This is a genomic window from Mesorhizobium sp. M1409, assembly GCF_040317535.1.
Taxonomy (GTDB): Bacteria; Pseudomonadota; Alphaproteobacteria; order Rhizobiales; family Rhizobiaceae; genus Mesorhizobium.
This window is the reverse complement of record NZ_JAMYKV010000021.1, coordinates 75201-100011: the sequence shown is the minus strand read 5'-3', so window position 1 is coordinate 100011 and position 24811 is coordinate 75201. Positions and strand designations below refer to the sequence as shown.

Genomic DNA, 24811 nt, shown 5'->3' with positions numbered 1-24811 from the left:
GGTCAATCCGAGCCGACCAAGAGACCGATCCTCCCTCAATCAGATGGCCTTCATATATGAATAGATTTCCCCGGACAGCCCTGCCCGCAAGGGGGGAGATTGGCAGTTCCGCTGTCGGCGCCTTCCTTCCAACGCTGGAGACTAGCGAAGGCCGACGGACATCTGATCTCCCCCCTTGCGGGGGAGATGTCCGGCAGGACAGAGGGGGGTGCTGTCCCGCCGACTTCTCATGAGACGGCAGCCGCTGATCACCCCTGCTCGGCCTGGATCCTGTTGTAGTCGTGGATGGTCTGGCTCAGCCGGCGGCGCAGGAAATTGGAAATGTTGTCGAAGACGAACACTACGACCAGGGTCAGCAGCACCATGTAGAAGACGTTGGCCCAGTTGGAGTTGGTGCGCATCGCTTCCCATAGCTTCAGGCCGATGCCGCCGGCTCCGACGGCGCCGATGATGGTCGCGCCGCGGGTGTTGGATTCCCACTGGTAGAGCGTCTGGCTGATGAACACCGGCACCACTTCCGGCAGCACGCCGTAGCGCTGCACCAGAAGGCCGTTGGCGCCGGTCGAGATGATGCCCTCGCGCGGCTTGTCGTCGATGTTCTCCAGCGCCTCGGAATAGGTTTTGCCGAGCGTGCCGATCTCGGTGAAGAAGATAGCCGCACTGCCCGCCAGTGGTCCCGGCCCGAAGGCACGGGTGAAGAACAGCGCCCAGATCAGCATGTCGATGGAACGCATGAAGTCGAAGAAGCGCTTGAGCACCTGGTTGACCAGCCGGCTGGGTGTGATGTTGCGGGCGGCGAAGAAGGCGAGCGGGAAGGCGACGATGCCGCCAAGCAAGGTGCCGAGAAAGGCCATGACGATGGTCTGCACGAGCTTGGTCCAGACATCGCCATGCTGCCACTGGGCGTTGTTCCAGATGTTGTCGCCGGCCAGCGCCAGGTTGGAGATGCCGGGTTTGAGTTCGGGCCCTGAGACGATCAGCGAAGCGACTTCGCCTGGCGACTTGCCGAAAAAGGGCGATCGCGTGTCGAAGATGAAATTCGGCCAGCCGAGAAAGCGCTTGCGTACCCTGACGCGATCAACGGCGACGCGGGCCTCGCCGGCAAAGCCCATGTCGGCGACGACCTCGTCCTCATGCGCCGTGATCCAGCCGGGAACCGGTCCGGAGATCAGCGGCTTGCCGGTGCCTAGCCCGACCGCAACGGTCTCACCGTTGGCAATTATCGTCGCTTGAGTCTTGTTGAAGGTGATCGACTTGGTGGTGCCGTCGATCAGGATCGTCACCGAACCATTCGGATTGGTCTTGACCCAGTCCGGATTTGGATTCGGGCCGAGCACCGAGAAGCGTGGGTATTTGGCGGTGATCTGCGGCTCATCGAGGCGGAAGATCGGCTGCACGTCGTAGCTGATCCACTGGGTCAGGAACAACGGCAGGCGCTCCCAGTGCGATTCCCGCATCACCTGCGGCAGATTGAAGAACCACAGTGCGTAGAGAAGGTAGAAAAAGATCCCGCCGAGCAACAGCAGCGGCCCGAAGCGTTTCTGGAACGGCCGCTTGAACACCTGCGGAAAGCGCTCCTCGATCGACTGGATTTCATCGGCGGTCATCGTCGTCATTCAGGGACTCACAGCAAAAGCCTGCTCGCCGATTAGCTTGCGGCGCAACCAGGCGGAGAACTGGTCGACGATGAAGATCGTCGTGAACAGGAGCAGCACCAGGGCTATCGTCTTGGCGCCGAAGCCGCGCGATATCGACAGCTTCAGTTCCTCACCGATGCCGCCGCCGCCGACCGCGCCCATGATGGTGGAAATGCGGACGTTTATCTCAACACGCAGCAGCGTGTAGGACATGAAGTTGGGCAGCACCTGCGGCAGGCCGGCAAAGCGCACCCGCTCGAACCAGTTGGCGCCGACCGCCCTCAAGCCTTCCTCGGCGCGCATGTCGATGTTCTCGTTGATCTCGTAGAACAGCTTGCCCAGGGCGCCGATCGAATGCAGGCCGATGGCGATGATGGCGGCGATCGGTCCGATCGACACGATGGCCGCGAACAGGCCGGCGATGACGATCTCGGGAAAGGCGCGCAGCAATTCCATGAAGCGCTTGACGATCAGCCGCAGCACCGGATGCGGCGTCAGGTTGCGCGCCGCGATGAAGGAAAACGGCACGGCAAAGATGAAGCCGATGAAGGTCGAGACCAGCGCCACGTTGAGCGTGGTCAGCATCAATTCGAAATATTCGGGGATGTAGAAGCTGCCCCAGACATAGGCGCGGCCAAGCGGAAAGTTGAATTCCTGGGTGCCGGTGTCATGCGGAGAAGCGATGTCGAACATCGCCCGCCAGACATCGTTCCAGTCCTTGGGGACGAGCCAGCTCAGGAAATCCAGCAAATGCGGCAGCCGGTCGAAGAAATGCCCGGCATTGGCCTCGTCGGCGAACCACATGGTGCCGCCGAGCGCGACAATGAGCAAGCCGACACCGATGGCGGTGTAGAGCCGGCGCAAGGACGTCTGGCGACGCCAGGCGTCGGCCATCTGGTGAGTGGTGCCGGAAGGGGCTGTCACGGAAAGGGTCATGATCGGACATGCAAGAAGGGCGGCGTTTTCTCGACGCCGCCTTTCCTGATTTTTGCCGTTAGCCGCCGATGGCTGCCTTACGAGCTTCGACGATGACGTTGTAGAAGTCTGCCTTCACTGGGACGTAGCCGGTAAAATCGCCGCCTTCGACGCCTTCGAAGCAAGCCTTGTCCTTCTTGGGCAACTGCGTGAAGAAGTCGGCGAGCTTGGCGGTCATGTCGTCGCCGAGCGCGGTGCGCACGACCAGCGGGCCGTTCGGGATCAGGCCCGAGCGCCAGACTTCGACGAAGTCGTTGGGGTCGACGGCGCCCTTGGCGACTTCCTTGTGGAAGGTGCCGGAGGTGTAGCCGTCCTTGAAGTCGCCGATGCCGGAGGAATCATCCACCGCCACGTCGACCTTGCCGTCGCGCACGGCTAGCACGTTGTTCTCGTGACCGCCGTTGAACTGGGTCGAGGCGAAGAAGGTTTCGTTCGAAGCGCCGGTGTCCTTCGGGATCTGGGTCAGCGGGATCAGATAGCCGGAGGTCGAATCCGGATCGGCGTAGCCGAGCTTCTTGCCCTTGGCCGACTTGATGTCGGTGATGCCGGAGGATTTCAGCGCCAGGCCGATCGAATAGTAGCCGGTGGCGCCGTCGGTCTGCTGGGTGGTGAGGATCGGGGTGACCGCCTTCGGATCCTTGAGAACTACGCTGGCGTAGCCGGAAGCGCCGAGTTCGGCGAAGTCGAGCGTGCCGCCGAGCAGGCCCTGGATGACGCCGTCATAGTCGGCGGCGGGGAACAGCGAGACCTTTTCGAAGCCGAATTCGGTCTTCAAATGGTCGGCGAGGCACTGGTAGTTGCGCAGCCGGTCGGTTTCGTTTTCGCCGCCGAGAATGCCGACGCGAAATTCCTTCATATCGGCCGCGTGGGCCATGCTGGTCGCCATGGCGAGCACCGAAACGGCGCCAAAAACCATCTTCCTGAACATCTGATATCTCTCCTGTAGGTTCCGGCCCCGCGCCGGCAGCGTTCTTGAGTTTGACTCTGCCCTTGACGTGGGCTGGCGATCCCGACCGCTCTCTTGTTTGTCCATGATCTCCGGACAAAACGGGTTCCCGTTTGTCCGAGAAAACCGGATTCCACTTTTCGGGATCATGGACTCAATATCCCGGAAATGCGGGTTCGAGCGGTCCGGCGGATGCGGCGATCTTTCGGCTGAAGGCAACGCTGGTCGAGGTGATGGCCTCTGAGATTTCCTGGCCATTGCTGTCGGCGCCATAGACGAGGCGCACGGCCTCGCGGTTGAGCTCTTCCGGTGGGCCGTCGAAGACGACCTTGCCGGCGGCCATGCCGATGATGCGGTTGCAGTAGGTGCGGGCGGTATCCAGCGTATGCAGATTGGTGACGACGGTGATGCCTTCGCGCAAATTGATGTCCTGCAGCGAATCCATCACCACCTTGGCGTTGAGAGGATCGAGCGAGGCGATCGGCTCGTCGGCGAGGATAACCCTGGGCTGCTGCATCATGGCCCGGGCGATGGCGACGCGCTGCTGCTGCCCGCCCGACAAGGTGCCGGCGGGCTGCAGCGCGGTGCGGGCGATGTCGAGCCGCTCGAGTGCCGCGACCGCCTCGGCGCATTCGGCGCGGGAGAACATGCCGAACAGGTTGGTGATGGTCGAACGGTGGTTCAGCTTGCCGAGCAGCACATTGGTCAGCACGTCGAGGCGTGGTACCAGGTTGAACTGCTGGAAGATCATGGCGCAGTCGCGCTGCCAGCGCCGCAGCGGCGAGCCGCGCAACTGGGAGACCTCGGCGCCGTCAAAAAAAATCGACCCCTGGCTGGGATCGATGAGACGGTTGATCATGCGAAGAAGGGTTGATTTGCCGGCGCCCGAACGGCCGATAATGCCAACCATCTGACCCTGCGGGATCGCGATGTTGATGTCGTTGACGGCAGTGTTCTTGCCAAATCGTCGGGTGACACCGCGGATTTCGAGCGTGGCAGAAATTGCTGGCATGGGCAGGTTCCAGTCCGGATCATATTGATCGTCAGGCTCTCGCCTAACGCAGCCACATGAACCTGCCGTGTCGCGGTGATGTCAGTTTTGTTACGCTCCACAGGTGTGGAGTTACGGTCGGCCCAGGACCAGCAGTCCCTCGAGGCGCTTCATGTCCCTGAAGTTGCAGAAGGCCGGAGCCTTGCTTTCGATCACGGGAGCCTGCTGCTCGAAGAGCTTGAGAGAGTCATCGAACAGGTCCTCCCATGCGGCTGCCATGACGATGATGTGAAGAACTATCCTTCGTATTTTTCCAAAAACGCCTCGGCGGACAATTCCCGAAAATCCTCTAGGCAGGCACGTAGCCTGGCATGGTCCCAGTCCCACCAGGCAAGCGCCTGGTAGCGTTCGGCCGTGCGGCGGTCGAAGCGCTCTCGGATCGGCTTGGCCGGCACGCCTGCGACGATGGTGTAGGGGGCGACATCCTTCGAGACGACGGCGCCGGCGCCGACCGCGGCGCCATCGCCGACGGTGACGCCGGGCAAGATGGTCGAGCCATGGCCGAGCCAGGTGTCATGGCCGATGGTGACGCGCCTGGAGCGGCGCTGGGCGAAGAACTCGCTCTCGTGCTCGGCGTCGTCCTAATAATCCGAGGCGCGATATGTGAAATGGTGTAGCGTCGGCCGCCAGGTCGGGTGGTTGGTGGCGTTGATGCGTACGCTTGCCGCGATGTTGGAAAACTTGCCGATCGTGGCGCACCAGACGGCGCAGTCCTGCATCATGTAGGAATAGTCGCCGAGTTCGCTCTCAGAAACCCGGCTGCGGTCGGCGATCTCGGTCCAGCGGCCGAGGGTCGAGTTCTGCACGTCCGCCGTCGGGTGGACCAGCGGCGCTTCCGAGAGCTTCTTGGTCATGCGGCGATTTTTCCGGGAGCGAAAGCGGTGACGTCGATGATGCGGTCGGCAACCGCCTCGCGCACGTCGTGGTCATGGAAGATGCCGAGCAGGGCGACACCCGCCGCCTTCTTGGCGGCGATGAGTTCGATCACCACGTCGCGGTTCCTGGCATCGAGCGAAGCGGTCGGTTCGTCGAGCAGCAGGATCGGGTGCTCGGTGATGAAGCCGCGTGCGATGTTGACGCGCTGCTGCTCGCCGCCGGAGAAGGTCGCAGGCGGCAATGCCCAGAGTTTCTCCGGCAGGTTGAGCTGCGCCAGCAAAGCGCGTGCCTTGCCGCGGGCAATCTCGCGGTCCTCGCCACGCTCGACCAGCGGTTCGGCGACGACATCGAGCGCCGAGACCCGCGGCACGGTGCGCAGGAACTGACTGACATAGCCGATCGTTTGCCGGCGTATGGCAAGCACGGTGCGCGGGCTGGCGGTGGCAAGGTCGATCAGCCCGTCATCATGGCTGACGATGATCTGGCCTTCGTCAACGGCATAGTTGCCGTAGAGCATCTTCAGGATCGAGCTCTTGCCGGCGCCGGACGGGCCGCCGAGCACGGTGCATTCGCCGGCCCTGATCGAGAACGAGACACCGGCGACGACGGGCAGTTTGATGCCGTCGCGCAGATGCATGGTGAAGCTCTTGGCGACGTCTGAGACAACAAGCGGCGTTGGCATGATTTACACCTGCAAGATCGAGGAAACGAGCAACTGGGTGTAGGGCGCGCGCGGATCGTCGAGCACGCGGTCGGTGAGACCGCTTTCGACGACGCGGCCGTCCTTCATCACCATCATGCGCTGCGACAAGAGCCGTGCCACGGCGAGGTCGTGGGTGACGACGATGGCCGCCAGACCAAGATCGGTGACCAGACCGCGCAACAAATCGAGCAGGCGTGCCTGCACCGAGACGTCGAGGCCGCCTGTCGGCTCATCCATGAACACCAGCCGTGGCCCGGTAACGAGGTTGCGGGCGATCTGCAGGCGCTGGCGCATGCCACCGGAAAAGGCGCGCGGCTCGTCGTCGATGCGGTCCTCGTCGATCTCGACGCGCGACAGCCAGTCGACGGCGGTGGCCCGGATCTTGCCGTAGTGGCGGTCGCCGACAGCCATCAGCCGCTCGCCGACATTGGCGCCCGCCGACACCGTCATGCGCAGGCCGTCGGCGGGGTTCTGGTGGACGAAACCCCAGTCGGTGCGCATCAGGAAGCGGCGCTCGGCCTCGCTCATGCGGTAGAGCTCGCGGAACTGGCCACCACGCATGCGATAGCTGGCGGTGCCGGAGCTCGGCAGCAGCCGTGTCGACAGGCAGTTGAGCAATGTCGTCTTGCCGGAGCCGGACTCGCCGACGACAGCCAGGACTTCGCCCGGCCACAGATCGAAGGAGACGTTGTCGCAGCCGACACGCGAGCCGTAGAATTTGGAGAGCGCCGAGACGCGCAGCAGCGGTTCGTCGGTCATTGCGCCGGCTCCATATTCCCTGGGGCAAGATGGGTTTCAGGGGCAAGATGGCCGCGATGGCCGTCCGCCCGCCGCTTCTCACAGTGATCGGTATCGGAGCAGACGAACATGTGGCCGCCGTGATCGTCGAGGATGACCTCGTCGAGATAGACATTCTCGGCCGCGCACAGCGCGCAGGGCTGGTCGAAGGTCTGCACTTCGAACGGATGATCCTCGAAGTCGAGGCTGACCACAGCGGTGAAGGGCGGCACCGCATAGATGCGCTTTTCGCGGCCGGCGCCGAACAGCTGCAGTGCCGGCGAGCGGTGCATCTTGGGATTGTCGAATTTCGGCGTCGGCGACGGGTCCATCACGTAGCGGCCCTCGACCTTGACCGGGTAGGCATAGGTGGTGGCGATACGGCCGTGCTTTGCGATGTCCTCGTAGAGCTTGACATGCATCAGGCCATATTCCTCCAGCGCATGCATCTTGCGCGTTTCGGTCTCGCGCGGTTCGAGGAAGCGCAGGGGTTCGGGGATCGGCACCTGGTAGACAAGCACCTGGCCCGCGGTGAGCGGATGTTCCGGGATGCGGTGGCGGGTCTGGATGATGGTCGCCTTCGCCGTCTCGGTCGTCACCGCGACATTGGCGACCTTCTTGAAGAAGGCACGGATCGACACCGCATTGGTGGTGTCGTCGGCGCCCTGGTCGATGACCTTCAGCACATCGTCGGGGCCGATGATCGAGGCGGTGACCTGGACACCGCCGGTGCCCCAGCCATAGGGCATCGGCATTTCGCGCGAGGCGAACGGCACCTGATATCCGGGAATGGCAATGCCCTTGAGGATCGCCCGGCGGATCATCCTTTTGGTCTGTTCGTCGAGATAGGCGAAGTTGTAGGTGGCGATGTCTGTCGGTTGAGCGGTCATTCCGCGGCCTCCCGCTTCTCTTCGACCTTCGCCGGGTTTTCGCGGGCGTCGTATTCGGCGCGCATGCGGCGCACGAGGTCGAGCTCGGCCTGGAAGTCGACATAGTGCGGCAGCTTCAGATGTTCGACGAAGCCGGTCGCCTGGACGTTGTCGGAATGCGAGATGACGAACTCCTCGTCCTGGGCGGCCGCGACGACATCCTCGCCGAGTTCTGTCGCACGAAGAGCGCGGTCGCACAGCGCCATCGCCATCGCCTTGCGCTCGCTCTGGCCAAAGACGAGGCCGTAGCCGCGGGTGAATTGCGGCGGCGCCTTGGCCGACCCCTTGAACTGGTTGACCATCTGGCATTCGGTAACGCGGACAATGCCGAGCGGCACCGCGAAGGGCAGTTCGGGCACGTCGAGCTCCAGCTCGACCTCGCCGATGCGGATCTCGCCGACAAAGGGATGGTTGCGGGCATAGCCGCGCTGGGTGGAATAGCCGAGCGCCAGAAGGAATCCCTCATCGCCGCGCGACAGCGCCTGCAGGCGGATGTCGCGGGCCATCGGGAATTCCAGCGGCTCGCGGGTGATGTCGCCGGGGACGTGATCCTGCGGCATCTCTCCATCCGGCTCGATCAGGCCCTCGCGGGCGAGGATCGCCGAGACGCGCGGCATGGCTTGCGCTTCCGTCTCGCGCTGCAGCGGTTCGGCGACGTCACCTCCGGTGGCAAGCTCGGGATCGAGCAGCCGGTGGGTATAGTCGAAGGTCGGGCCGAGCAGCTGGCCGCCGGGCAGGTCCTTGTAGGTCGCCGACACGCGCCGCTCGACCAGCATGTTGGCGGTGTCGATCGCCTTGGAGTAGCCAAAGCGCGGCAGCGTGGTGCGATAGGCGCGCACCAGGAAGATCGCTTCGATCATGTCGCCGCGCGCCTGGACGATGGCGAGTGCCGCCAGTTCGCGGTCATAGAGCGAGCCTTCGCTCATCACCCGGTCGACGCCGAGCGCCAGTTGCTCGACGATCTGGTCGAGGCGAAGGGCCGGCACCGAACGGTCGCCACGGCGGCGGTCGGCAAGCAGGCTGTGGGCGTTGGCGATTGCGGCCTCGCCGCCTTTTACCGCGACATACATATTACGCCTCCATCGTCTTGATGCGTGTGGTGCGCGGCAGGCAGGCAATGCCGTCCGATGTGGCGAGGATGATGTCGACGCCGCGCGGAAAGCGCTTGATATTCTGCTTCCACTGTTCGACGAAATGGCGCGGCATCTGTGCCGGCGCGATCGTGGCGCTGGTTTCGATGCCGGGCCCTTCGAGCAACAGCGGCGTGCCGGAGACGAGATCGCTGATCTGCAGGATCAGCGTGGCCGAGCGGTCGGGATAGTCCTGGGTGCCTTGCGAAAAGCCGTCGAGCGCCATCATCTCGGCTGGCGTTGCAACAAACGCGAAATGCGCATCGGCCGGTGTGTTGGCCAGCGGCGCGCCGGTGTGGAAACCGAGCCAGGATTTGATGGCAGTGGAAGCCTGCAAAGCCGGATCGAGCCAGAGCGGGGTGTCGTTGTCGCAAAGCGCTAGCGCGATGGCGCCGGCGGTTGCCGATAGCGGCGCCGGCGGGCGGGCTAAGACCGGCAGCGGCTGCACGCTGCCCGGCCGCGCCATTGCGTCCATGACGGCGCGGAACACGGTCTGTGCGTTGAAGACCGGATCGGCGAAACCGCCGTCTATCGATTGCGCTGCGATGTCCATCAGTCTTCTCCGCGAACCATGGTGAAGAAATCCACCTTCGTTGCCGCCGTCTCGGCGCGGCGTTTTTCATGGGCGGTGGTCAGGGCCGACCTGAGAGGGGCAATCAGCCTGGTTTCGACCTCGTTGCGGCGGGCCGGGTCCTGCCACAATGCGTCGGCGATGGCCGCAAGCCTTGTCTTCTGCTTGTCGCGGCCAAGCGCATAGCAATGGCCGACCTGCCCGGACGGCAGCCGGACGGTGGCGCGGGTGACGGTCGCCTCGCCGACATTGAAGGGCGCGCCGCCACCGCCGATGCGGCCGCGCACGGTGACCAGGCCGGTTTCGGGGCCGCGCAGCAGTTCTGCTTCCGAAGGCAGTCCGGCCTCGTTCCAGAGCCGCACGATGTCATCGCCGCTGGATTGCGCCAGTGTTGCCATGGCGGCCTTACGCTCGGCCTGGTCGCGGGCTTCCTGTCCTCGCATGAGCAATAGTCCTTGTGGCTAAATTTGTCTATTGATATAGACAACTATACAAATTATACCCATTATCTAGCGCGAGTCCATGACGGGTGGATGACAGGGCTAAAAGACTGGGGGCAATCAATGGTCGGGCGGCTGGCAGCGGACAGCATCGAGCGACGCAGCGGCGTTTCGCTGTGGCGGCAGATCGCCGACAAGATCCTACAGGCGATCGCCATCGGCGATTTCGCCGAAAACGCAGCGCTGCCGCCGGAGGTGGCACTGGCCGAGCGCTATGGCGTCAACCGCCACACGGTGCGCAGCGCCATATCAGCCCTTGTGCAGGAAGGGGTGCTGCGGGCCGAGCAGGGGCGTGGCACCTTCGTGCGGTCGCGCAAGCGGCTGTCCTATCCGATCGGCGCGCGCACACGCTTTTCGACAGGCCTGCAAGGGCAGACGTCGGAACGGCACATCGTCCTGCTTGCCTCCTCGGTCGAGCCGGCCAGCCAGCGCGTTGCCGAGGGGCTGGGGCTCGCCAAGGGGGCCGACGTGATCCGCCTGGAAACGCGCGGCGAAGCCGATGGGCGGCCGGTGTCGCGCGCTGCCGGCTGGTTCGATGCCAGGCGCTTTGCCGGCATCGATGCCGCCATGGCCGAGACCGGTTCGATCACCGCGTCGCTGGCCCGTTTCGGCATCGACGATTATCTCAGGCAATCGACCGTGCTGTCGGCGCGCCATGCCGATGCGGCGGACCTTGCCGACCTCGACCTGCAGCCGGGCGCCATCGTGCTGGTCACGGTCGCTGTCAATGTCACGCCGGACGGCCAGCCGATCCAGTTTTCCGAGTCGCGCTTCCCGGCCGAGCGCATCGAACTCAAATTGTCAGCTCTGTAGGGAGTGCCGACCTTATACGAGACTGTGATTTATCTGACTCACGCTGATATCAGGCCAGTTCGGTCGCGCTCACCTGTCAGCGTCGGCGCATTTGAGAACCGGCTTCGATCTGCGCGGGGCGTCGTCAATTCGGACCGGGTTCACCGCCTGCCATGTTATGACCCCACCTCGATCACGGCCTTGATCAGGCCGGATTTCTCGTGCGCCCAGCGGGCGAGATCGTGCGGCGTGCCGGCCAGCGTGGTGCGGTGGGTGACGAGCTTGGCCAGCGGCACGGCGCCGTTGCGGATCGAGGCGGCGACGTGATCGAAGTCGGCGCGCAACGCGTTGCGGCTGCCGATGAGCGTCATCTCGCGTTTGTGGAATTCCGGATCGGAAAAGCTGATGTCGTCCTTGACGACGCTGACCAGCACCAATGTTCCGCCATGCGCGACATGGGCGAAGGCCGACTGCACGGACTGGGTGTTGCCGGTGGCATCGAAGACCACATCGAAACCTTCGCCTGATGTCGCCTCCTTGACCAGATCGGGCACCGCGCCGCGCGAGCCGTCGAGGGTCTGGAAGCCAAGCTCGTTCGCGGCGAAGGCGAGCCTTTCGCTGCTCATGTCGAGCAGCGTCGCATCGAGACCGGCGATGCGGGCGAAGATGGCGGTGCCGAGCCCAATCGGGCCGGCGCCGATGACCAGCGTGCGTGCGCCGGAATCGGCGCGTGCACGCCGCACGGCATGCGCGCCGATGGCCAGGAACTCGACGGCGGCGGCGTCCGCCAGCGACAGGCCATTGGTGGGATAGAGATTTTGCGCCGGCACCAGGATGCGTTCGCACATGGCGCCGTCGCGATGCACGCCGAGCACCTCGATCCTGACGCAGCAATTCGGCTTGCCGTGCCGGCAGGCGATGCACTTGCCGCAGGAAAGATAGGGGTTGATGACGACCGGTTCGCCAACGGCAAGATCGACACCTTCACCGGTCTCGACGATTGTTCCCGCCACTTCATGGCCCATGATGCGGGGATAGGCGAGGAACGGGTGCTTGCCCTCGAAGATATGGTAGTCGGTGCCGCAGATGCCGACATGGCTGACGGCCACCAGTGCCCAGCCGGCAGGTGGCGCGCCGGGCGCTGGACGGTCTTCCAGGACAAGGTCACCGGGCGAGCGGCAGACGACGGCTTTCATGCGCAATTCCAGTCTGTAGTGAAATCGCCGGCCCGGCAGTCATGTCGGGCCGGCGACCGATTTGGGTTCGGCCTACTTGCCGCGACGGCGCAGCCCGTCGAAGTAGACGATGATGATGATAAGCGCGCCGGTGATGATGCGCTGCCAGAACGAGTTGACGTTGAGCAGATTGGCGCCGTTGTTGATGGTGGCCAGGATAAAGGCACCAAGCAGCGGCCCATGAACCGAGCCGACGGCACCGAACAGCGAGGTGCCGCCGATCACCGACGAAGCGATCGCCTGCAACTCCCAACCTTCGGCCTGGGTCGGGTTGCCAATGCCGATGCGGGCGGCAAGCAGCACGCCGACGAAGGCCGCGCAGAGGCCGGACAGCGTGTAGGCCATGTAGATGGTGCGCTGGACATTGACGCCGGACAGGCGCGAGGCCTCGGCGTTGGAGCCGACCGAAAACAGGTACCGGCCCCAGCGGCTGTGATGCAGGAAGATATACGCCGGAATGCCGACCAGGATCACCATCCAGAACAGGTTGGGGATGCCGATGAAGGAACTGCGCGAGAACGCGGTGAAGGTGTCGCTGTTGATGTTGATCGAATTGCCGTTGGTCATCAATAGGCCGATGCCGCGCAGCGAGGTCAGCGTCGCCAGCGTGATGATGAAGGGCGGCAGGCCCATCTTGACTATGCCGAAGCCGTGAAACATGCCGATGGCGACACCGACCAGCAATGTCACCAGAATTGCGAGCCAGATCGGGAAGCCGGCGTTGATCATCATGGCGACGACCACGGTGGCGAAGCCGACAACGGCGCCAACGGACAGGTCGATGCCGCCGGTGATGATGACGAAGGTCTGGCCGACCGCCATGATGGCGATCATCGAGCCTTGGCGCAAAAGATTGGCGATGTTGTTGCCGGAGGCGAAGCTCGGCGTCGCCACTGAAAGCACGATCCACAGCAGCACCAGCAGCGCCAAAAGCGTCAGCCCAAACAGGACGTTATAGTTGCGCTTCGGCTTTTCGACAGCAATCGCCTCGGTGCTCATATCTGTCCTCCCTGCTTTTCTTGTTTCTCGGCGAGCGCCTGCGTGAGAATGTCCTCGTGGCTGGCGGCGCGAAAACCGTGTGTCGCCACGAGTTTGCCGCGCCGGAACACATGCAGCGTGTCGGCGAGTTCGTAGACTTCCGGCAGATAGGACGAGATCAGGATGATGCCTGCGCCCTTCGACAGCAGCGCACCGAACAGACGGTAGATCTCGGCCTTGGTTCCGACATCGACGCCGACCGTCGGCTCGTCGAAGATGAACAGCTTGGCGCCGTGGGCCAGCCATTTGCCGATGACGATCTTCTGCTGGTTGCCGCCCGACAGGCTGGACGCCAGCGCGCCGCGCGTCGGTGTCTTGATGCGCAGATCGGCGATCTGGCGATCGGCCTGCGTCTTTTCCTGCGCGCTCGAAATCAGCAGGTTGTTCGAAATGCGCTTGTAGATCGGCAGGTTGAGATTGAGTCCGACCGGCAGGTTGAGGCAGAGGCCCTGGTCGCGGCGGCTTTCCGGCGCCAGCGCCATGCCGAGCTTGATCGCGTCATGCTCGGAATTGACCTGAACCCCCTTGCCTTCCCAGAGAATCTGGCCGGCCGATTTACGGTGGCGGCCGTAAAGCGTGGTGACGAACTCGCTGCGCCCGGCGCCGATCAGGCCGTAGAGCCCGACGATCTCGCCGGCGCGGACCGTCATCGACACATTTTCGAACCCCTTGCCGGAGAGGTTCGTGGCTTGGAGGATCGCCGCGCCGGGCGTAAAATGTTCCTTGTGATAGATCTGCTCGATCGAGCGATTGATCATCATCTTGACCAGCTCGGCGTCGTTGGTCTCGGTGATGTTGCGGGTGCCGACCAGCGTGCCGTCGCGCAGTACCGAGACACGGTCGGCGAGTTCGAACACCTCTTCCATACGGTGGCTGATGTAGATGATCGTCACGCCCTCGCCCTTCAGCCGACGGATCAGGGTGAAGAGCTGATCAGTCTCCTTGCGGGTGAGGTAGGCGGTAGGCTCGTCGAAGATCAGGAATTTGGTGCCGCGCACTGTGGCGCGGGCGGCGGCGATCAGCTGCTGCTGGCCGATGGTCAGGTCGCCGAGCGTGACGTGTGCCGGCAGGTCGAAGCCGAGATCGTCGATGATCTTCTGCGCTTCCTTGACCATGGCGCGTTGCTGCAGGATGCCGAAGCGGGAATTCTCCTCGCCGAGGAACATGTTGGCGGCGACGGTTAGGTGCCGGCAGAGCACGACTTCCTGGTGCACGGCGTTGATGCCGAGCGCCATGGCCTCATGCGGCGTCGCCAGAGCAGCCGGCTGGCCCTCCCAGATGACCTCTCCGGAGGTGCGCGGCATGACGCCGGTCAAAAGCTTGATGAGCGTGGATTTGCCGGCGCCGTTCTCGCCGACGATGGCGTGGATTTCGCCGGATTTGAAGGCGAGATTGACCGGCTTCAGTGCGTGGGTGCCGGGATAACGCTTCTCCAGCCCGCGCAATTCGAGGATGGTCCGCCCCGGTTCCAGCACGGGTGCCGGATGCAGTTCCTGCGCCGTCGATGTCATGACAATCCTCCCAGATTGGCCTCCCAGATCGGCCTCACGATTGGCACGCGGCGAGGCAAGGATACGCCCCGAAAACAGCCTAGCCCAGGCTTGTGGATTGCCAAGCCGTTTGTGCCGGCAGCGGAAGTCTCCGGGGCCTGCGCCCCGGAGATGATTTGAATGCGACGGCTTAGAGCTTCGGATTGAGCAGCGCGTCGATCTTCGGGTCCTTCATGTTGGCCTTGGTCACCAGATTGGCGCCGGTGTCGACATTGGCCTCGACCTTTTCCCCCTTCGAGGCGGCGAGCGCGGTCTTGATGCCGTCGTAGCCCATCCGGTAGGGATCCTGCACGACGAGAGCCGAGATGACGCCGTCATTGAGGAACTTGATCAGCTTCTCGTCACTGTCGAAGCCGACCAACCCGACCTTGCCGGAAAGGTTGTTCTCGGCAATCGCCTGTCCAACGCCCTGCGCCATGATCAGGTTGGAAGCGAAGATGCCTTTCAGATCCGGATTGGCGGTGATCAGGTCGGTCGCGATGTTGAGGCCGGTCGTGGCCTGGCCGTCGGCATATTTGTCGGCGACCAACTCGAGGCCAGGATATTTTGCCTTGAGCTGTTCCTTGAAGCCCTGGGCGCGCTGTTCGAGCGAGCCGGCGCCGGGAAGTGCGGTGATCAAGGCGACCTTGCCTTCAATCTTGCCGCCATTGGCTTCGCCGATGGCTGCGGCCAGACCGTCAGCAGCGACGCGGCCGCCCTGGACATTGTCGGTGGTCAGGAACGAGGTGAAGGCCTTGGAGTCGGCGCCGGAGTCGATGCCGATGACCTTGACCTTGGTGGCGGCCTCGTCAATCGGCTTGCCGAGCGCCTTGGCTTCGGTCGGCGCGATGACGACGGCCGCCGGATTGCCGGCGACGGCGTTCTCGAGGATCGAGATCTGGCCGTTGACGTCGGTTTCAGCCTGGGCGCCGAGCTCCGGCACATTGACGCCGAGATCCTTGCCGGCCTTGCGGGCGCCGGCCAGAACGATCTGCCAATAGAAGGACGTGGTGTCCTTGACGATGATCGGAATGGTCACGTCCGCCGCCGAAACCGGCGCCGAATGCATGACGCCGGCGAGCATCGAAGCTGCTGCCAGCGCCATGACGGCGCGGCGGTTGAGAATGCTGGTCACGAATTTCATGTGGTTCCTCCCTAAGTCGCCCGGTGAACGTCACGGAAGCTCCGTCCGGATAGGCGTGGCCCAAACAGAACTTTATCAATAAAAAACAGTTGCGATGTTTTGATAGTGCATCGAACCAGCCGATGCAAGCGGTGTTTGACGAGTCATCGCGAAGGCTGGCAGAGGCAAATCCATCGCGCTCCCTTGCCGTCGTCAAGCGCTTCCGTTTCCGTTCCGCGAATGCATGGAATATTAATTCCACATCTTCGTCAATATGGAATGTTCATTCTTTCCTGGGACCGCAAGAATGTGAGCCCTGGGCATTGTTCACTGGGTGGATGCGAATTTCACGCCAGCTCCTGCACCAGCGTATAGGGGCGATATCTGGCGTATTCCGCCTCCGGCACGTCGATGTCGAGCAGTTCGAGGTTGCGCGTCAGGTTTGCCAGCTTGGCGGTGCCGGTCAGCACGGTGGCGACCGCTGGTTCACGCAGCGGGAACTGGAACGCGGCGGCGGCCAGCGGATAACCGCCCTCGGCGGCGATCCTTTCCATCGCGCCGACGCGGTCGAGCACGTCATGGCTGGCAGGGCGGTAATCGAAATGCGCGCCCTGCACCGGCCCGGTCGCAAGGATGCCGGAGTTGAAGACGCCGCCGATGACCAAGGACGTTTGTTGCGCCCGGCACAGCGGCAGCAACTCCGGTTCGGCACTGCGATCGAGCAGGGAATAGCGGCTGGCGAGCAGGATGCAGTCGAGCGGTGCCCGGCGCATCACGTCGAGACAGATCCGCACCTCGTTGACGCCGAGCCCATAGGCGGAAATGACGCCGGATCGCTTCAGCTCTTCGAGCGCCTTGAGGCCGCCATCCATCAGATCGCGAAAGTGCAGCTTGGTCTTCTCGACGCCGTGCGTGTAAGCGCCGATATCGTGGACGAACAGGATGTCGATCTTGTTCAGGCCAAGCCGGGCATAGCTGAACTCGACCGAGCGCATGATGCCGTCATAGGAATAGTCATAGTCGAGCGCGAAGGGCAGCGGATCGACATAGGAGTGATCGGGAACATGATCATCCGGCACCGGGCGGAACAGGCGGCCGACCTTGGTGGACAACACGTAGGAATCGCGCGGCTTATAGCGCAGGAAGTCCCCGAAGCGTCGTTCCGACAGGCCGAAACCGTAGAAAGGTGCGGTGTCGAAATAGCGCAGGCCGGCTTCCCAGGCGCCTTGCAGCGTCTCCATCGCGGCTTCGCGAGGACAGGCGCGGTAGAGGCCGCCGAGCGCTGCGCCGCCAAAGCTGACCTCGGTGACCTCCAGTGCGGTGCGACCGATGCGGCGCTTGTTCATGCGAAAACCTCCCCCGTTCCCGACCATTGTCCGGCCTGGCCATCTTCAGATATCAGTGGAAACTAAAGCGTCGCACCTAGGTGCCAGGGCACGAACTCGTTGTCGCCATAGCCGAAATCCTCGCTCTTGGTCTTGCGGCCGGAAGCCGTCTCGACGATCAGTTCGAATATCTCGCGGCCCATGCCGGCGATTGTCTTTTCTCCGGAGGCGATGACGCCGCAGTTGACGTCCATGTCCTCTTCCATCTGATGGTACATGGTCGAGTTGGTGGCGACCTTGATCGACGGTGTCGGCCGGCAGCCGAAGCAGGAGCCGCGGCCGGTGGTGAAGACGATGATGTTGGCGCCGCCCGCCACCTGGCCGGTCGCCGAGACTGGGTCGTAGCCGGGGGTGTCCATGAACACCAAGCCACTGCCGGTGACCTTTTCGGCATAGCCGAAGACGCCGTTGAGCGGTGTCTGGCCGCCCTTGGCGACCGCGCCGAGCGACTTCTCCAGGATGGTGGTGAGGCCGCCGCGCTTGTTGCCGGGCGAGGGGTTGTTGTCGATCGAGGCGCCGTGCTTGGCGACGTGATCTTCCCACCACTTCACGAAGCCATCGAGCTTCTGCGCGATCTCCGGCGTTGCCGCGCGGTAGGCGAGCAGATGTTCGGCGCCGTAGATCTCCGTCGTCTCGGAGAGGATGCCGATGCCGCCGACGCCGGCCAGGATGTCGACGGCAGCACCCAGCGCCGGATTGGCTGTAATGCCCGACATGCCGTCGGAGCCGCCGCATTGCAGGCCGACGACGATCTCGCTGACCGGGATCGGCTCACGCTTCAGCTGGCCGACTTCCTCGGCAATCTCGGCCAACACGCCCATCGCCTTTTCGACCGATTTGCGCGAACCGCCTGCGTCCTGGATGTTGAAATGGCGTTTGCCGGCAGCGACGCCCTTCTGGCCATAGAGGGTGAGCTGATTGACCTCGCAGCCGAGGCCGACCATCAGCACGCCGCCGAAATTCGGGTGGCGGGCATAACCGGCAAGCGTGCGGTGCAGCACCATCATGCCGTCGCCGGTGGCGCTCATGCCGCAGCCTTGGCCGTGAACGATGGGCACGAAGCCGTCAATGCCGGGATATTTCGGCAGCAGGGTTCGGTTGGCGGTATCGGCGATCGAATGGCAGACGGTGGCCGAGCAATTGACGCTGGCGACGATGCCGATGAAGTTGCGTGTGCCGGCGCGGCCATCGGCGCGGCGATACCCCATGAAGGTGCGGGCGCGGTCCGCTTCCGTCGCGTGCTCGGCCTCGCTCGGCGGCACGACCGGCAAGCGGCCGGATTCGAAAACCAGATTATGCGAATGAACGTGCTCGCCCGCTGCAATATCCTGTGTCGCGCGGCCGATCGCCTGCGCGTATTTGATCACGGCCTCGCCGGCGGCGATCGGCTTGATCGCCACCTTGTGGCCAGGTTCGATCAGAGCGGCGGCGACGGCGCCGCCCGGCAGCACGGTGCCGATCTCGATGCGGCCGTTGGCGACGGCGACATTGTCGGCGGGGGACAGGAGGATGCAGTTGGAGGCGTTCACGGGCGGTTTCCTGGGTGATCCTGGGATGCGCGGACGGATTGACACGCGCCTGTTTAGAGATAATGTCTTTTATCGTGAAAAAACAGTTTTGCGTCAATTGTTTTTTCGCTGGGGAGTTCCGCATGTCCTTGGGTGTTCCGGACAGCGATTTCGCTTTTCAGGGTCACGGGAACGTCATATCGCGCTTCAAACCGGCCGCCGCAAGCGACGGCGTGCAACGGGTCAAGGATGTCGAAGAGCAACAACGTCTACAAGGATGCCTACAACCGCTGCCTGCGGCTGCTCGACGAAACGCGCAGCTTGCCTTCGGAGCCGGAACTGGGCACCTTGCTTGGCGTCAGCCGTACCACGGTGCGGACGATCCTTGCGCGCATGGAAGAGACCGGGCTGATCGCCTGGAACAAGCGCGCCAAGACGGTGCTGCGCGAACCGCGTCCCGATGATTTCTTCCCCGAGGAAGAAACCGACACGCTGGCCGAGATCATCGAGCGATCGTTCATGCGCAGGCTGCTCGCCGGCGGCGCCGAGGCCGGCATGCAGATCAACGAACTTGAACTGGCGCGCGAGATCGGCGTCGGCACCACCAGCGTGCGCGAATTCCTGATCCGCTTCTCCCGCTTCGGCCTGATCGAGAAGCGCCGCAACAGCCATTGGGTACTTAAGGGGTTTACGCGCGCCTTCGCGCTGGAACTGACCGAAATCCGCGAGATGTTCGAACTGCGCTCGGCGGCGGCCTTCGCCGCTCTGCCGCAGGACAGCGCGGTCTGGAGCGATCTCGAGCGTCTGGAAGACGACCATCGCCGGCTGGCAAGCGAGATCGTCACCCGTTTCAACGAATTCTCCGAGCTTGACGAGCGCTTCCACCGGCTCATCCACCGCGCATCGCGCAACCGCTTCATTGTCGATTTCTACGACGTCATCGCCATGATCTTCCACTACCACTACCAGTGGAACAAGGCGCAGGAGCGCGAACGCAACGAAGTCGCGATCGGTGAGCATCTGGCCTATATCGAGGCGCTGAAATCGCGCGACCTCGGCAAGGTCGACGCCGCTTGCCGCAAGCATCTGAAGTCAGCGCGCCAGACCTTGCTGACTTCGATCCCGGAAAGCCGGTCTACACAAAAACCTTGATATGCCGCGTTGCCGCAGCAGCGATTTGGAGATTTTCCACCCGCCGGCCTCATGCTAGGAATGTTGCGTTGCTGCGAAGAGGCAGGGCTTTGGGCGTATCGAGGAGACGATGGAGCATGTCGGTCGCGCTTGTCGCGGCCTACCTGCTGTTGCTCCAGTCGACGCTTGGCGCATTCGCCTTCGGTGCCGGTACCAATGCATCGCAACTCGATGCTTTCGGCAACGTCATCTGTACCCGAGAGGGCGCAACCCAGCTTCCCGGCGGCAACCCGCCGCCGTCTCATCTGCCTGCATGCTGCGTGCTCGGCTGCGGTATGTTTTCGCCGGCCTTTGCGCCGCCGCCCGATGCCGGCCTGGCGCTGGGTGGCCTTTCCTTTGAAACGGTCGCCTTTGTCTTCCCGGCTGCCATCCATCTCGACTTCGCGCGTGAGCGTTCGCCGTCGAACCCGCGCGCGCCGCCGCTGACGGCGTGATCACGCTTTGCCCAACGGAACCTTTCGTGGGCGTACCCATCCAAAAATCATACTGTCCGCGACCGGCAACGGCGCGACCATCACTTCATGGAGCAACCATGTCCCACTTTTTCCGCATCGCCGCGCGTCCTGTGCTCGGCAGCATTTTACGCAGCGTCGAAGGGCGTCTCGGCATTGCCGTGCTGGCTTTTGCGCTGCTGTTCGTCGGCGTCCAGACCGTGTTCGCGCATGAGTTCAAGGTCGGCGATCTCGATATCGGCCACCCCTGGTCGCGCGCAACGCCGGCGGGCGCCAAGGTCGCCGGCGGCTATTTCTCCATCACCAACAATGGCAGCGCGCCGGACCGGCTGCTGTCGATTTCCTCCGATGTTTCTGAAAAGGCCGAGATGCATGAGATGGGCGTCAAGGACGGCGTGATGACCATGCGGCCGGTTGCCGGCGGGCTGGAAATTCCGGCCGGCGGCAAGGTGGCGTTGGCCCCTGGCGGCTATCACCTGATGTTCGTCGGCCTGAAGCGGCAACCCAAGCAGGGCGAAAAGTTTTCCGCCACGCTGACCTTCGAGAAGGCCGGCTCCGTCAGCGTCGATTTCGCCGTCGAAGGCATGGGTGGTGGCGCCATGGATGATCACGCCAATTGATCCGTTAGACAAATTTTGAAGATCTGAGGGACCATCATGAACAAGTATCTTTTGGCGGCCGCGGCATTTTTCGTGCTCGGGGCAAATGCCGCTTTCGCGCATATCCGCTAGAAACCCAGGAAGCGGCCGTCGGCTCGACCTACAAGGCTGTCCTGCGCGTGCCGCATGGTTGCGACGGCAAGGCGACGACCGCCGTACGCCGTACGTGTGCAGATCCCGGAAGGGGTGATAGCGGTGAAGCCGATGCCGAAGCCAGGCTGGACGCTGCGGACCAAGAAGGGCAAGTACGACAAATCCTACCAGCTCTACGGCCAGGCGGTGACCGACGGGGTCAAGGAAGTCGACTGGAGCGACGGCAGCCTGCCGGATGAATTCTATGACGAGTTCGTCTTTCGCGGGATGCTGACGGCGGACCTCCCGATTGGCCAGAAGCTTTACTTCCCGGTGGCGCAGGAATGCGACGGCGCCGCCGACCGCTGGATTGAGATCCCGGCGGCCGGCCAGGATGAAGACGCGCTCGAAAACCCGGCGCCCGGCATCAAACTGCTGCCCAAGAAATGATCTTTCGGTCGGCGCGCTCAGACCAGCGCGCCGCTATTCTCCCTGGCGGTGACATGAGCACGACGTCCTTCCCGCAAACGGCTTCCATGACCGGCAATCGCGCCGGCCGGCTTGTCGTCGGCCTGCTGGCCATGATCGTGTTTCTTGCCATCATGGCCATGCCAAATCAGGCCTTCGCCCATGCCGCGCTGATCAAGACCGATCCGGGCGACGGCGCGGTGCTGGAACAGGGGCCGGCGCAGTTCTCGCTGACCTTCAGCGAGCCGGTCTCGCCGCTGGTGCTGACCCTGGTGCGGCCCGACGGCACGCCGGTTCCGCTGACCGCCTTCCGTCTCAGCGACCAGACGGTCGAAATCGACAATCCACGGACACTCGCGCCCGGCACGCATGTGCTGAGTTGGCGCGTCATTTCCGCCGACGGCCATCCGGTTGGTGGTGCCCTGTTGTTTTCCGTTGGCGCGCCAAGTGCGCCGCCGGCGATGTCCGAAGCCGTCGACCGGCCGTTGCGGTCAGCGATCTGGGTCGGCAAGGTCTTTCTCTACATCGGCCTTTTCCTCGGCGTCGGCGGCGCCTTCGCCCTTGCCTGGCTGGCCCGAGGTGCCCGCGCCGGACAGCGCTTCGTTGCGGCCGCAATCCTGTGCGGGTTGGTCGCGGCGCCTTTGTCGCTCGGCTTGCAGGGGCTGGACGCGCTCGGGGCGCCGCTCTCGTATCTGGCGCAGCCGGTTATCTGGCGGACCGGGCTCGACACCAGTTTCGGCTGGACGGTGCTGGTCGCACTGATCGCGCTGGGGCTCGGCATGCTGTCGCTGGCCGGCCCCCGCGCCATCGCCAAACCATTCGCGCTGGCCGGCCTGGCCGGGGTGGGTGTCGCACTTGCCGCCAGCGGCCATGCCGGTGCCGCCGAGCCGCAATGGCTGACACGGCCAATGGTGTTCCTGCACGGCGTCGGCATCGCCTTCTGGGCCGGCGCGTTGGTCCCGCTCGGTCTGGCGCTGAAGGTGCAATCGGCGGAGGCCGCGCCATTCCTGCGGCGGTTTTCTCGCCTGATCCTGCCCGTGGTGGCCGTGTTTGCCGCTGCCGGCATCGTTCTTGCGGTCATCCAGATTCAGACACCGGCGGCGCTGGTCAACACCGCCTATGGACGGCTGCTGTTGATCAAGCTCGGGCTGCTGGTCTTCCTGTTCACGCTCGCCGCCGTCAACCGATGGAAACTCACAGCGTCGGCCGAGGCCGGAGCAACGGAAGTGCGACGCAGGCTCTCCCGCTCGATCGGCGTCGAACTGGTGATCGTGCTGGCGATCTTCGGCGTTGCCGCGGGCTGGCGCTTCACGCCGCCGCCACGAGCCCTGGCGATCGCCGCGGCGCAACCGGCCTCGGTCCACGTCCATGCACTGCAAGCGATGGCCGATCTCAGCATCACGCCCGGCCATGCCGGGCCGGTTACCGCCTCGATGATCATCATGACCGGCGATTTCGGACCGCTCGACGCCAAGGAGGTGACGTTGGTGCTGTCGAAGCCCGATTCCGGCATTGAGCCGCTGAAGCGTGCGGCGACCAAGCCTGGCGACGGCAGCTGGCGTGTCGACAACCTCGTCATCCCGGTTCCCGGCCGGTGGACGGTGCGCATCGACATCCTGGTCTCGGACTTCGAGATGGTGAAGATCGAGGCACCTGTCGACATCAGACCGTAATGCTGGACTGCCAGGTAGCTCGACACGGGCACGGCCGACAATCCGGGTAACACAATTCGGCGAGGCGGTTGACGCAGGCGTCAAGGCCCGTCAATCATCGCCCGCAAATCGCGGTCTCAACAAACGATCCGAAAGCAGGGAAGAAACGATGGAAAAAGCCGAAATCGGCCTGATCGGCCTTGGCACGATGGGCTCCAGCCTGGCGCTCAACATCGCCGAGCACGGGCATCGCATCGCCGTCTTCAACCGCACCAAAGCGCGCACTGACGCTTTCGTCGAAAATGCCGGCGCGCTCAGGGATATGGTCGTGCCTTGCTTCAGCCTGGAAGAGCTTGCCGCCGCCATCCGTCCTCCGCGTCCGATCATCATCATGGTGCTGGCCGGCAAGCCGGTCGACGAACAGATCGCCGCCTTGCGCGGCGTGCTGTCGGCCAACGACATCGTCATCGACGCCGGCAACGCTAATTTCCGCGACACGATGCGGCGCTTCTCCGAGCTTTCCGGCTCGGGTCTCACCTTCATCGGCATGGGCGTGTCCGGCGGCGAGGAGGGTGCGCGCCACGGACCGTCGATCATGGTCGGCGGCACGGAGGACTCCTGGAAGCGCGTCGAGAAGGTGCTGACCGCTATTTCCGCCAAGTTCAAGGACGAACCCTGCGCGGCGTGGCTCGGCACCGACGGCGCTGGCCATTTCGTCAAGACCATCCATAACGGCATCGAATATGCCGACATGCAGATGATCGCCGAAATCTATGGCATCCTGCGCGACGGCCTCGGTATGGGGCCGAAGGACATCGGTACGGTGTTTTCCAACTGGAACAAGGGCCGGCTCAACTCTTACCTGATCGAGATCACCGCCAAGGTGCTGGCCGCCGACGATCCGAAGACCGGCAAGCCGGTGGTAGACATCATCCTCGACCGCGCCGGCCAGAAGGGCACCGGCAAATGGTCGGTCATCGAAGCCCAGCAACTCGGCATTCCGGCGACGGCGATCGAGGCGGCGGTGGCCGCGCGCGTTCTGTCGTCGATCAAGGACGAGCGGCTGGCGGCGGAAAAGGCCTATGGCAACGCCGGCGTGACAAAGATTTCCGGTGACAAAGACACCTTTCTGAAAGATTTGGAGTTGGCGCTGTTCGCCGGCAAGATCGCCGCCTACGCCCAAGGTTTTGCGGTGATGAGCGGCGCCTCCAAGGAGTTCAACTGGAACCTGCCGATGCCGACCATCGCCCGGATCTGGCGCGCCGGCTGCATCATCCGCTCGCAGATGCTCGACACCATGGCGGAAGCCTTCAGCAAGGGCGGCGCCTCGACCAATCTTCTGATGGCGCCGGCCTTTATCTCGTTGATGCAGGAGGCACACCCGTCGCTGCGGCGCATCGTGGCAAGGGCATCGGAAGCCGGGTCGCCGGTGCCGGCGCTGTCTTCGGCGCTCGCCTATTTCGACAGCTACCGCCAAGGCCGCGGCACCTCGAACCTGATCCAGGCGCAGCGCGACTTCTTCGGCGCGCATGGTTTTGAACGCATCGACGATGCGGGCGCGTTCCACGGGCCGTGGGGCAGCGGAGCGGCTGGCTAGCAAGGCCGGTTCAAT

At 63.7% G+C, this 24811-nt stretch carries 22 protein-coding genes and 2 pseudogenes; 7 read left to right on the top strand and 17 right to left on the bottom strand.

The genetic code is table 11. From position 1 onward, the window contains the following. Positions 1–248: 248 nt before the first annotated feature. The 11 genes and pseudogenes from phnE (NKG99_RS18055) to phnG form a co-directional block, all read right to left on the bottom strand. Entirely contained in the window at positions 249–1616 is a 1368-nt protein-coding gene (phnE, locus tag NKG99_RS18055) for a phosphonate ABC transporter, permease protein PhnE (RefSeq protein WP_352870043.1), read from the bottom strand. Beyond that, positions 1617–2573 (bottom strand): phosphonate ABC transporter, permease protein PhnE, encoded by a 957-nt coding sequence (phnE, locus tag NKG99_RS18050; protein ID WP_352870042.1) that lies wholly within the window; start codon positions 2571–2573, stop codon positions 1617–1619. Between the two features lie 58 nt (positions 2574–2631). Then, positions 2632–3540 (bottom strand): phosphonate ABC transporter substrate-binding protein, encoded by a 909-nt coding sequence (gene phnD, locus NKG99_RS18045; protein WP_352870041.1) that lies wholly within the window; start codon positions 3538–3540, stop codon positions 2632–2634. A gap of 172 nt (positions 3541–3712) precedes the next feature. After that, a complete protein-coding gene (phnC, locus tag NKG99_RS18040; RefSeq protein ID WP_352870039.1) occupies positions 3713–4570 on the bottom strand; it encodes a phosphonate ABC transporter ATP-binding protein in 858 nt (285 codons plus the stop codon). A gap of 275 nt (positions 4571–4845) precedes the next feature. Continuing rightward, positions 4846–5463: pseudogene (locus tag NKG99_RS18035) on the bottom strand (DapH/DapD/GlmU-related protein). After that, positions 5460–6167: a phosphonate C-P lyase system protein PhnL gene (phnL, locus tag NKG99_RS18030; RefSeq protein ID WP_352870037.1), complete on the bottom strand. Its 708-nt coding sequence runs from the start codon at positions 6165–6167 to the stop codon at positions 5460–5462. Before phnL ends, NKG99_RS18035 begins: the two are co-directional and overlap by 4 nt. 3 nt (positions 6168–6170) lie before the next feature. Then, complete coding sequence (gene phnK / locus NKG99_RS18025) at positions 6171–6947, bottom strand: phosphonate C-P lyase system protein PhnK (RefSeq protein ID WP_352870035.1); 777 nt, start codon at positions 6945–6947, stop codon at positions 6171–6173. Next, positions 6944–7855, bottom strand: a complete 912-nt coding sequence (locus NKG99_RS18020; RefSeq protein WP_352870034.1) for an alpha-D-ribose 1-methylphosphonate 5-phosphate C-P-lyase PhnJ — start codon at positions 7853–7855, stop codon at positions 6944–6946. Before NKG99_RS18020 ends, phnK begins: the two co-directional genes overlap by 4 nt. Next, a complete protein-coding gene (locus NKG99_RS18015; protein WP_352870032.1) occupies positions 7852–8964 on the bottom strand; it encodes a carbon-phosphorus lyase complex subunit in 1113 nt (370 codons plus the stop codon). Before NKG99_RS18015 ends, NKG99_RS18020 begins: the two co-directional genes overlap by 4 nt. A gap of 1 nt (position 8965) precedes the next feature. Beyond that, the gene (gene phnH, locus NKG99_RS18010) at positions 8966–9577 is read right to left on the bottom strand and encodes a phosphonate C-P lyase system protein PhnH (protein WP_352870030.1); all 612 of its coding nucleotides are present in this window, start codon (positions 9575–9577) and stop codon (positions 8966–8968) included. Continuing rightward, positions 9577–10038 carry a phosphonate C-P lyase system protein PhnG gene (phnG, locus tag NKG99_RS18005; protein ID WP_352870028.1) on the bottom strand — a complete coding sequence of 154 codons (462 nt, stop codon included), beginning with the start codon at positions 10036–10038 and terminating at the stop codon, positions 9577–9579. Before phnG ends, phnH begins: the two co-directional genes overlap by 1 nt. Before the next feature lie 120 nt (positions 10039–10158). Between phnG and phnF the strand changes: the two genes are divergently transcribed. Beyond that, positions 10159–10908, top strand: a complete 750-nt coding sequence (gene phnF / locus NKG99_RS18000; RefSeq protein ID WP_352870047.1) for a phosphonate metabolism transcriptional regulator PhnF — start codon at positions 10159–10161, stop codon at positions 10906–10908. Between the two features lie 155 nt (positions 10909–11063). On the opposite strand, the gene NKG99_RS17995 is transcribed toward phnF, so the two are convergent. From NKG99_RS17995 to NKG99_RS17970, 6 genes are all read right to left on the bottom strand, one after another. Further along, positions 11064–12083 carry a zinc-binding alcohol dehydrogenase family protein gene (locus tag NKG99_RS17995; RefSeq protein WP_352870026.1) on the bottom strand — a complete coding sequence of 340 codons (1020 nt, stop codon included), beginning with the start codon at positions 12081–12083 and terminating at the stop codon, positions 11064–11066. A 72-nt stretch (positions 12084–12155) separates the two neighbouring features. Further along, positions 12156–13121, bottom strand: coding sequence for an ABC transporter permease (locus NKG99_RS17990; RefSeq protein WP_352870024.1), 966 nt, complete (start codon positions 13119–13121; stop codon positions 12156–12158). Next, complete coding sequence (locus NKG99_RS17985; RefSeq protein WP_352870022.1) at positions 13118–14671, bottom strand: sugar ABC transporter ATP-binding protein; 1554 nt, start codon at positions 14669–14671, stop codon at positions 13118–13120. The genes NKG99_RS17990 and NKG99_RS17985 overlap by 4 nt, the downstream gene beginning before the upstream one ends. A gap of 169 nt (positions 14672–14840) precedes the next feature. Then, entirely contained in the window at positions 14841–15833 is a 993-nt protein-coding gene (locus tag NKG99_RS17980; protein WP_352870020.1) for an ABC transporter substrate-binding protein, read from the bottom strand. A 326-nt stretch (positions 15834–16159) separates the two neighbouring features. Next, a complete protein-coding gene (locus tag NKG99_RS17975) occupies positions 16160–17158 on the bottom strand; it encodes an aldo/keto reductase (RefSeq protein ID WP_352870018.1) in 999 nt (332 codons plus the stop codon). 62 nt (positions 17159–17220) lie between these two features. Next, on the bottom strand, positions 17221–18726 hold the full coding sequence (locus NKG99_RS17970; protein ID WP_352870016.1) for a UxaA family hydrolase: 1506 nt from the start codon (positions 18724–18726) through the stop codon (positions 17221–17223). Positions 18727–18954: 228 nt separating this feature from the next. Between NKG99_RS17970 and NKG99_RS17965 the strand changes: the two genes are divergently transcribed. The 6 genes and pseudogenes from NKG99_RS17965 to gnd all read left to right on the top strand — a co-directional run bounded on the left by NKG99_RS17965 (position 18955) and on the right by gnd (position 24796). After that, positions 18955–19857, top strand: a complete 903-nt coding sequence (locus NKG99_RS17965) for a GntR family transcriptional regulator (protein ID WP_352870015.1) — start codon at positions 18955–18957, stop codon at positions 19855–19857. A gap of 116 nt (positions 19858–19973) precedes the next feature. Continuing rightward, positions 19974–20330: a DUF2946 family protein gene (locus tag NKG99_RS17960; protein ID WP_352870013.1), complete on the top strand. Its 357-nt coding sequence runs from the start codon at positions 19974–19976 to the stop codon at positions 20328–20330. Between the two features lie 98 nt (positions 20331–20428). Continuing rightward, positions 20429–20968: a copper chaperone PCu(A)C gene (locus tag NKG99_RS17955; RefSeq protein WP_352870011.1), complete on the top strand. Its 540-nt coding sequence runs from the start codon at positions 20429–20431 to the stop codon at positions 20966–20968. 36 nt (positions 20969–21004) lie between these two features. Next, positions 21005–21529: pseudogene (locus NKG99_RS17950) on the top strand (YcnI family copper-binding membrane protein). A 53-nt stretch (positions 21530–21582) separates the two neighbouring features. Beyond that, a complete protein-coding gene (locus NKG99_RS17945; protein WP_352870009.1) occupies positions 21583–23220 on the top strand; it encodes a copper resistance CopC/CopD family protein in 1638 nt (545 codons plus the stop codon). A gap of 148 nt (positions 23221–23368) precedes the next feature. Beyond that, complete coding sequence (gene gnd, locus NKG99_RS17940; protein WP_352870007.1) at positions 23369–24796, top strand: NADP-dependent phosphogluconate dehydrogenase; 1428 nt, start codon at positions 23369–23371, stop codon at positions 24794–24796. Positions 24797–24811 lie beyond the last annotated feature (15 nt).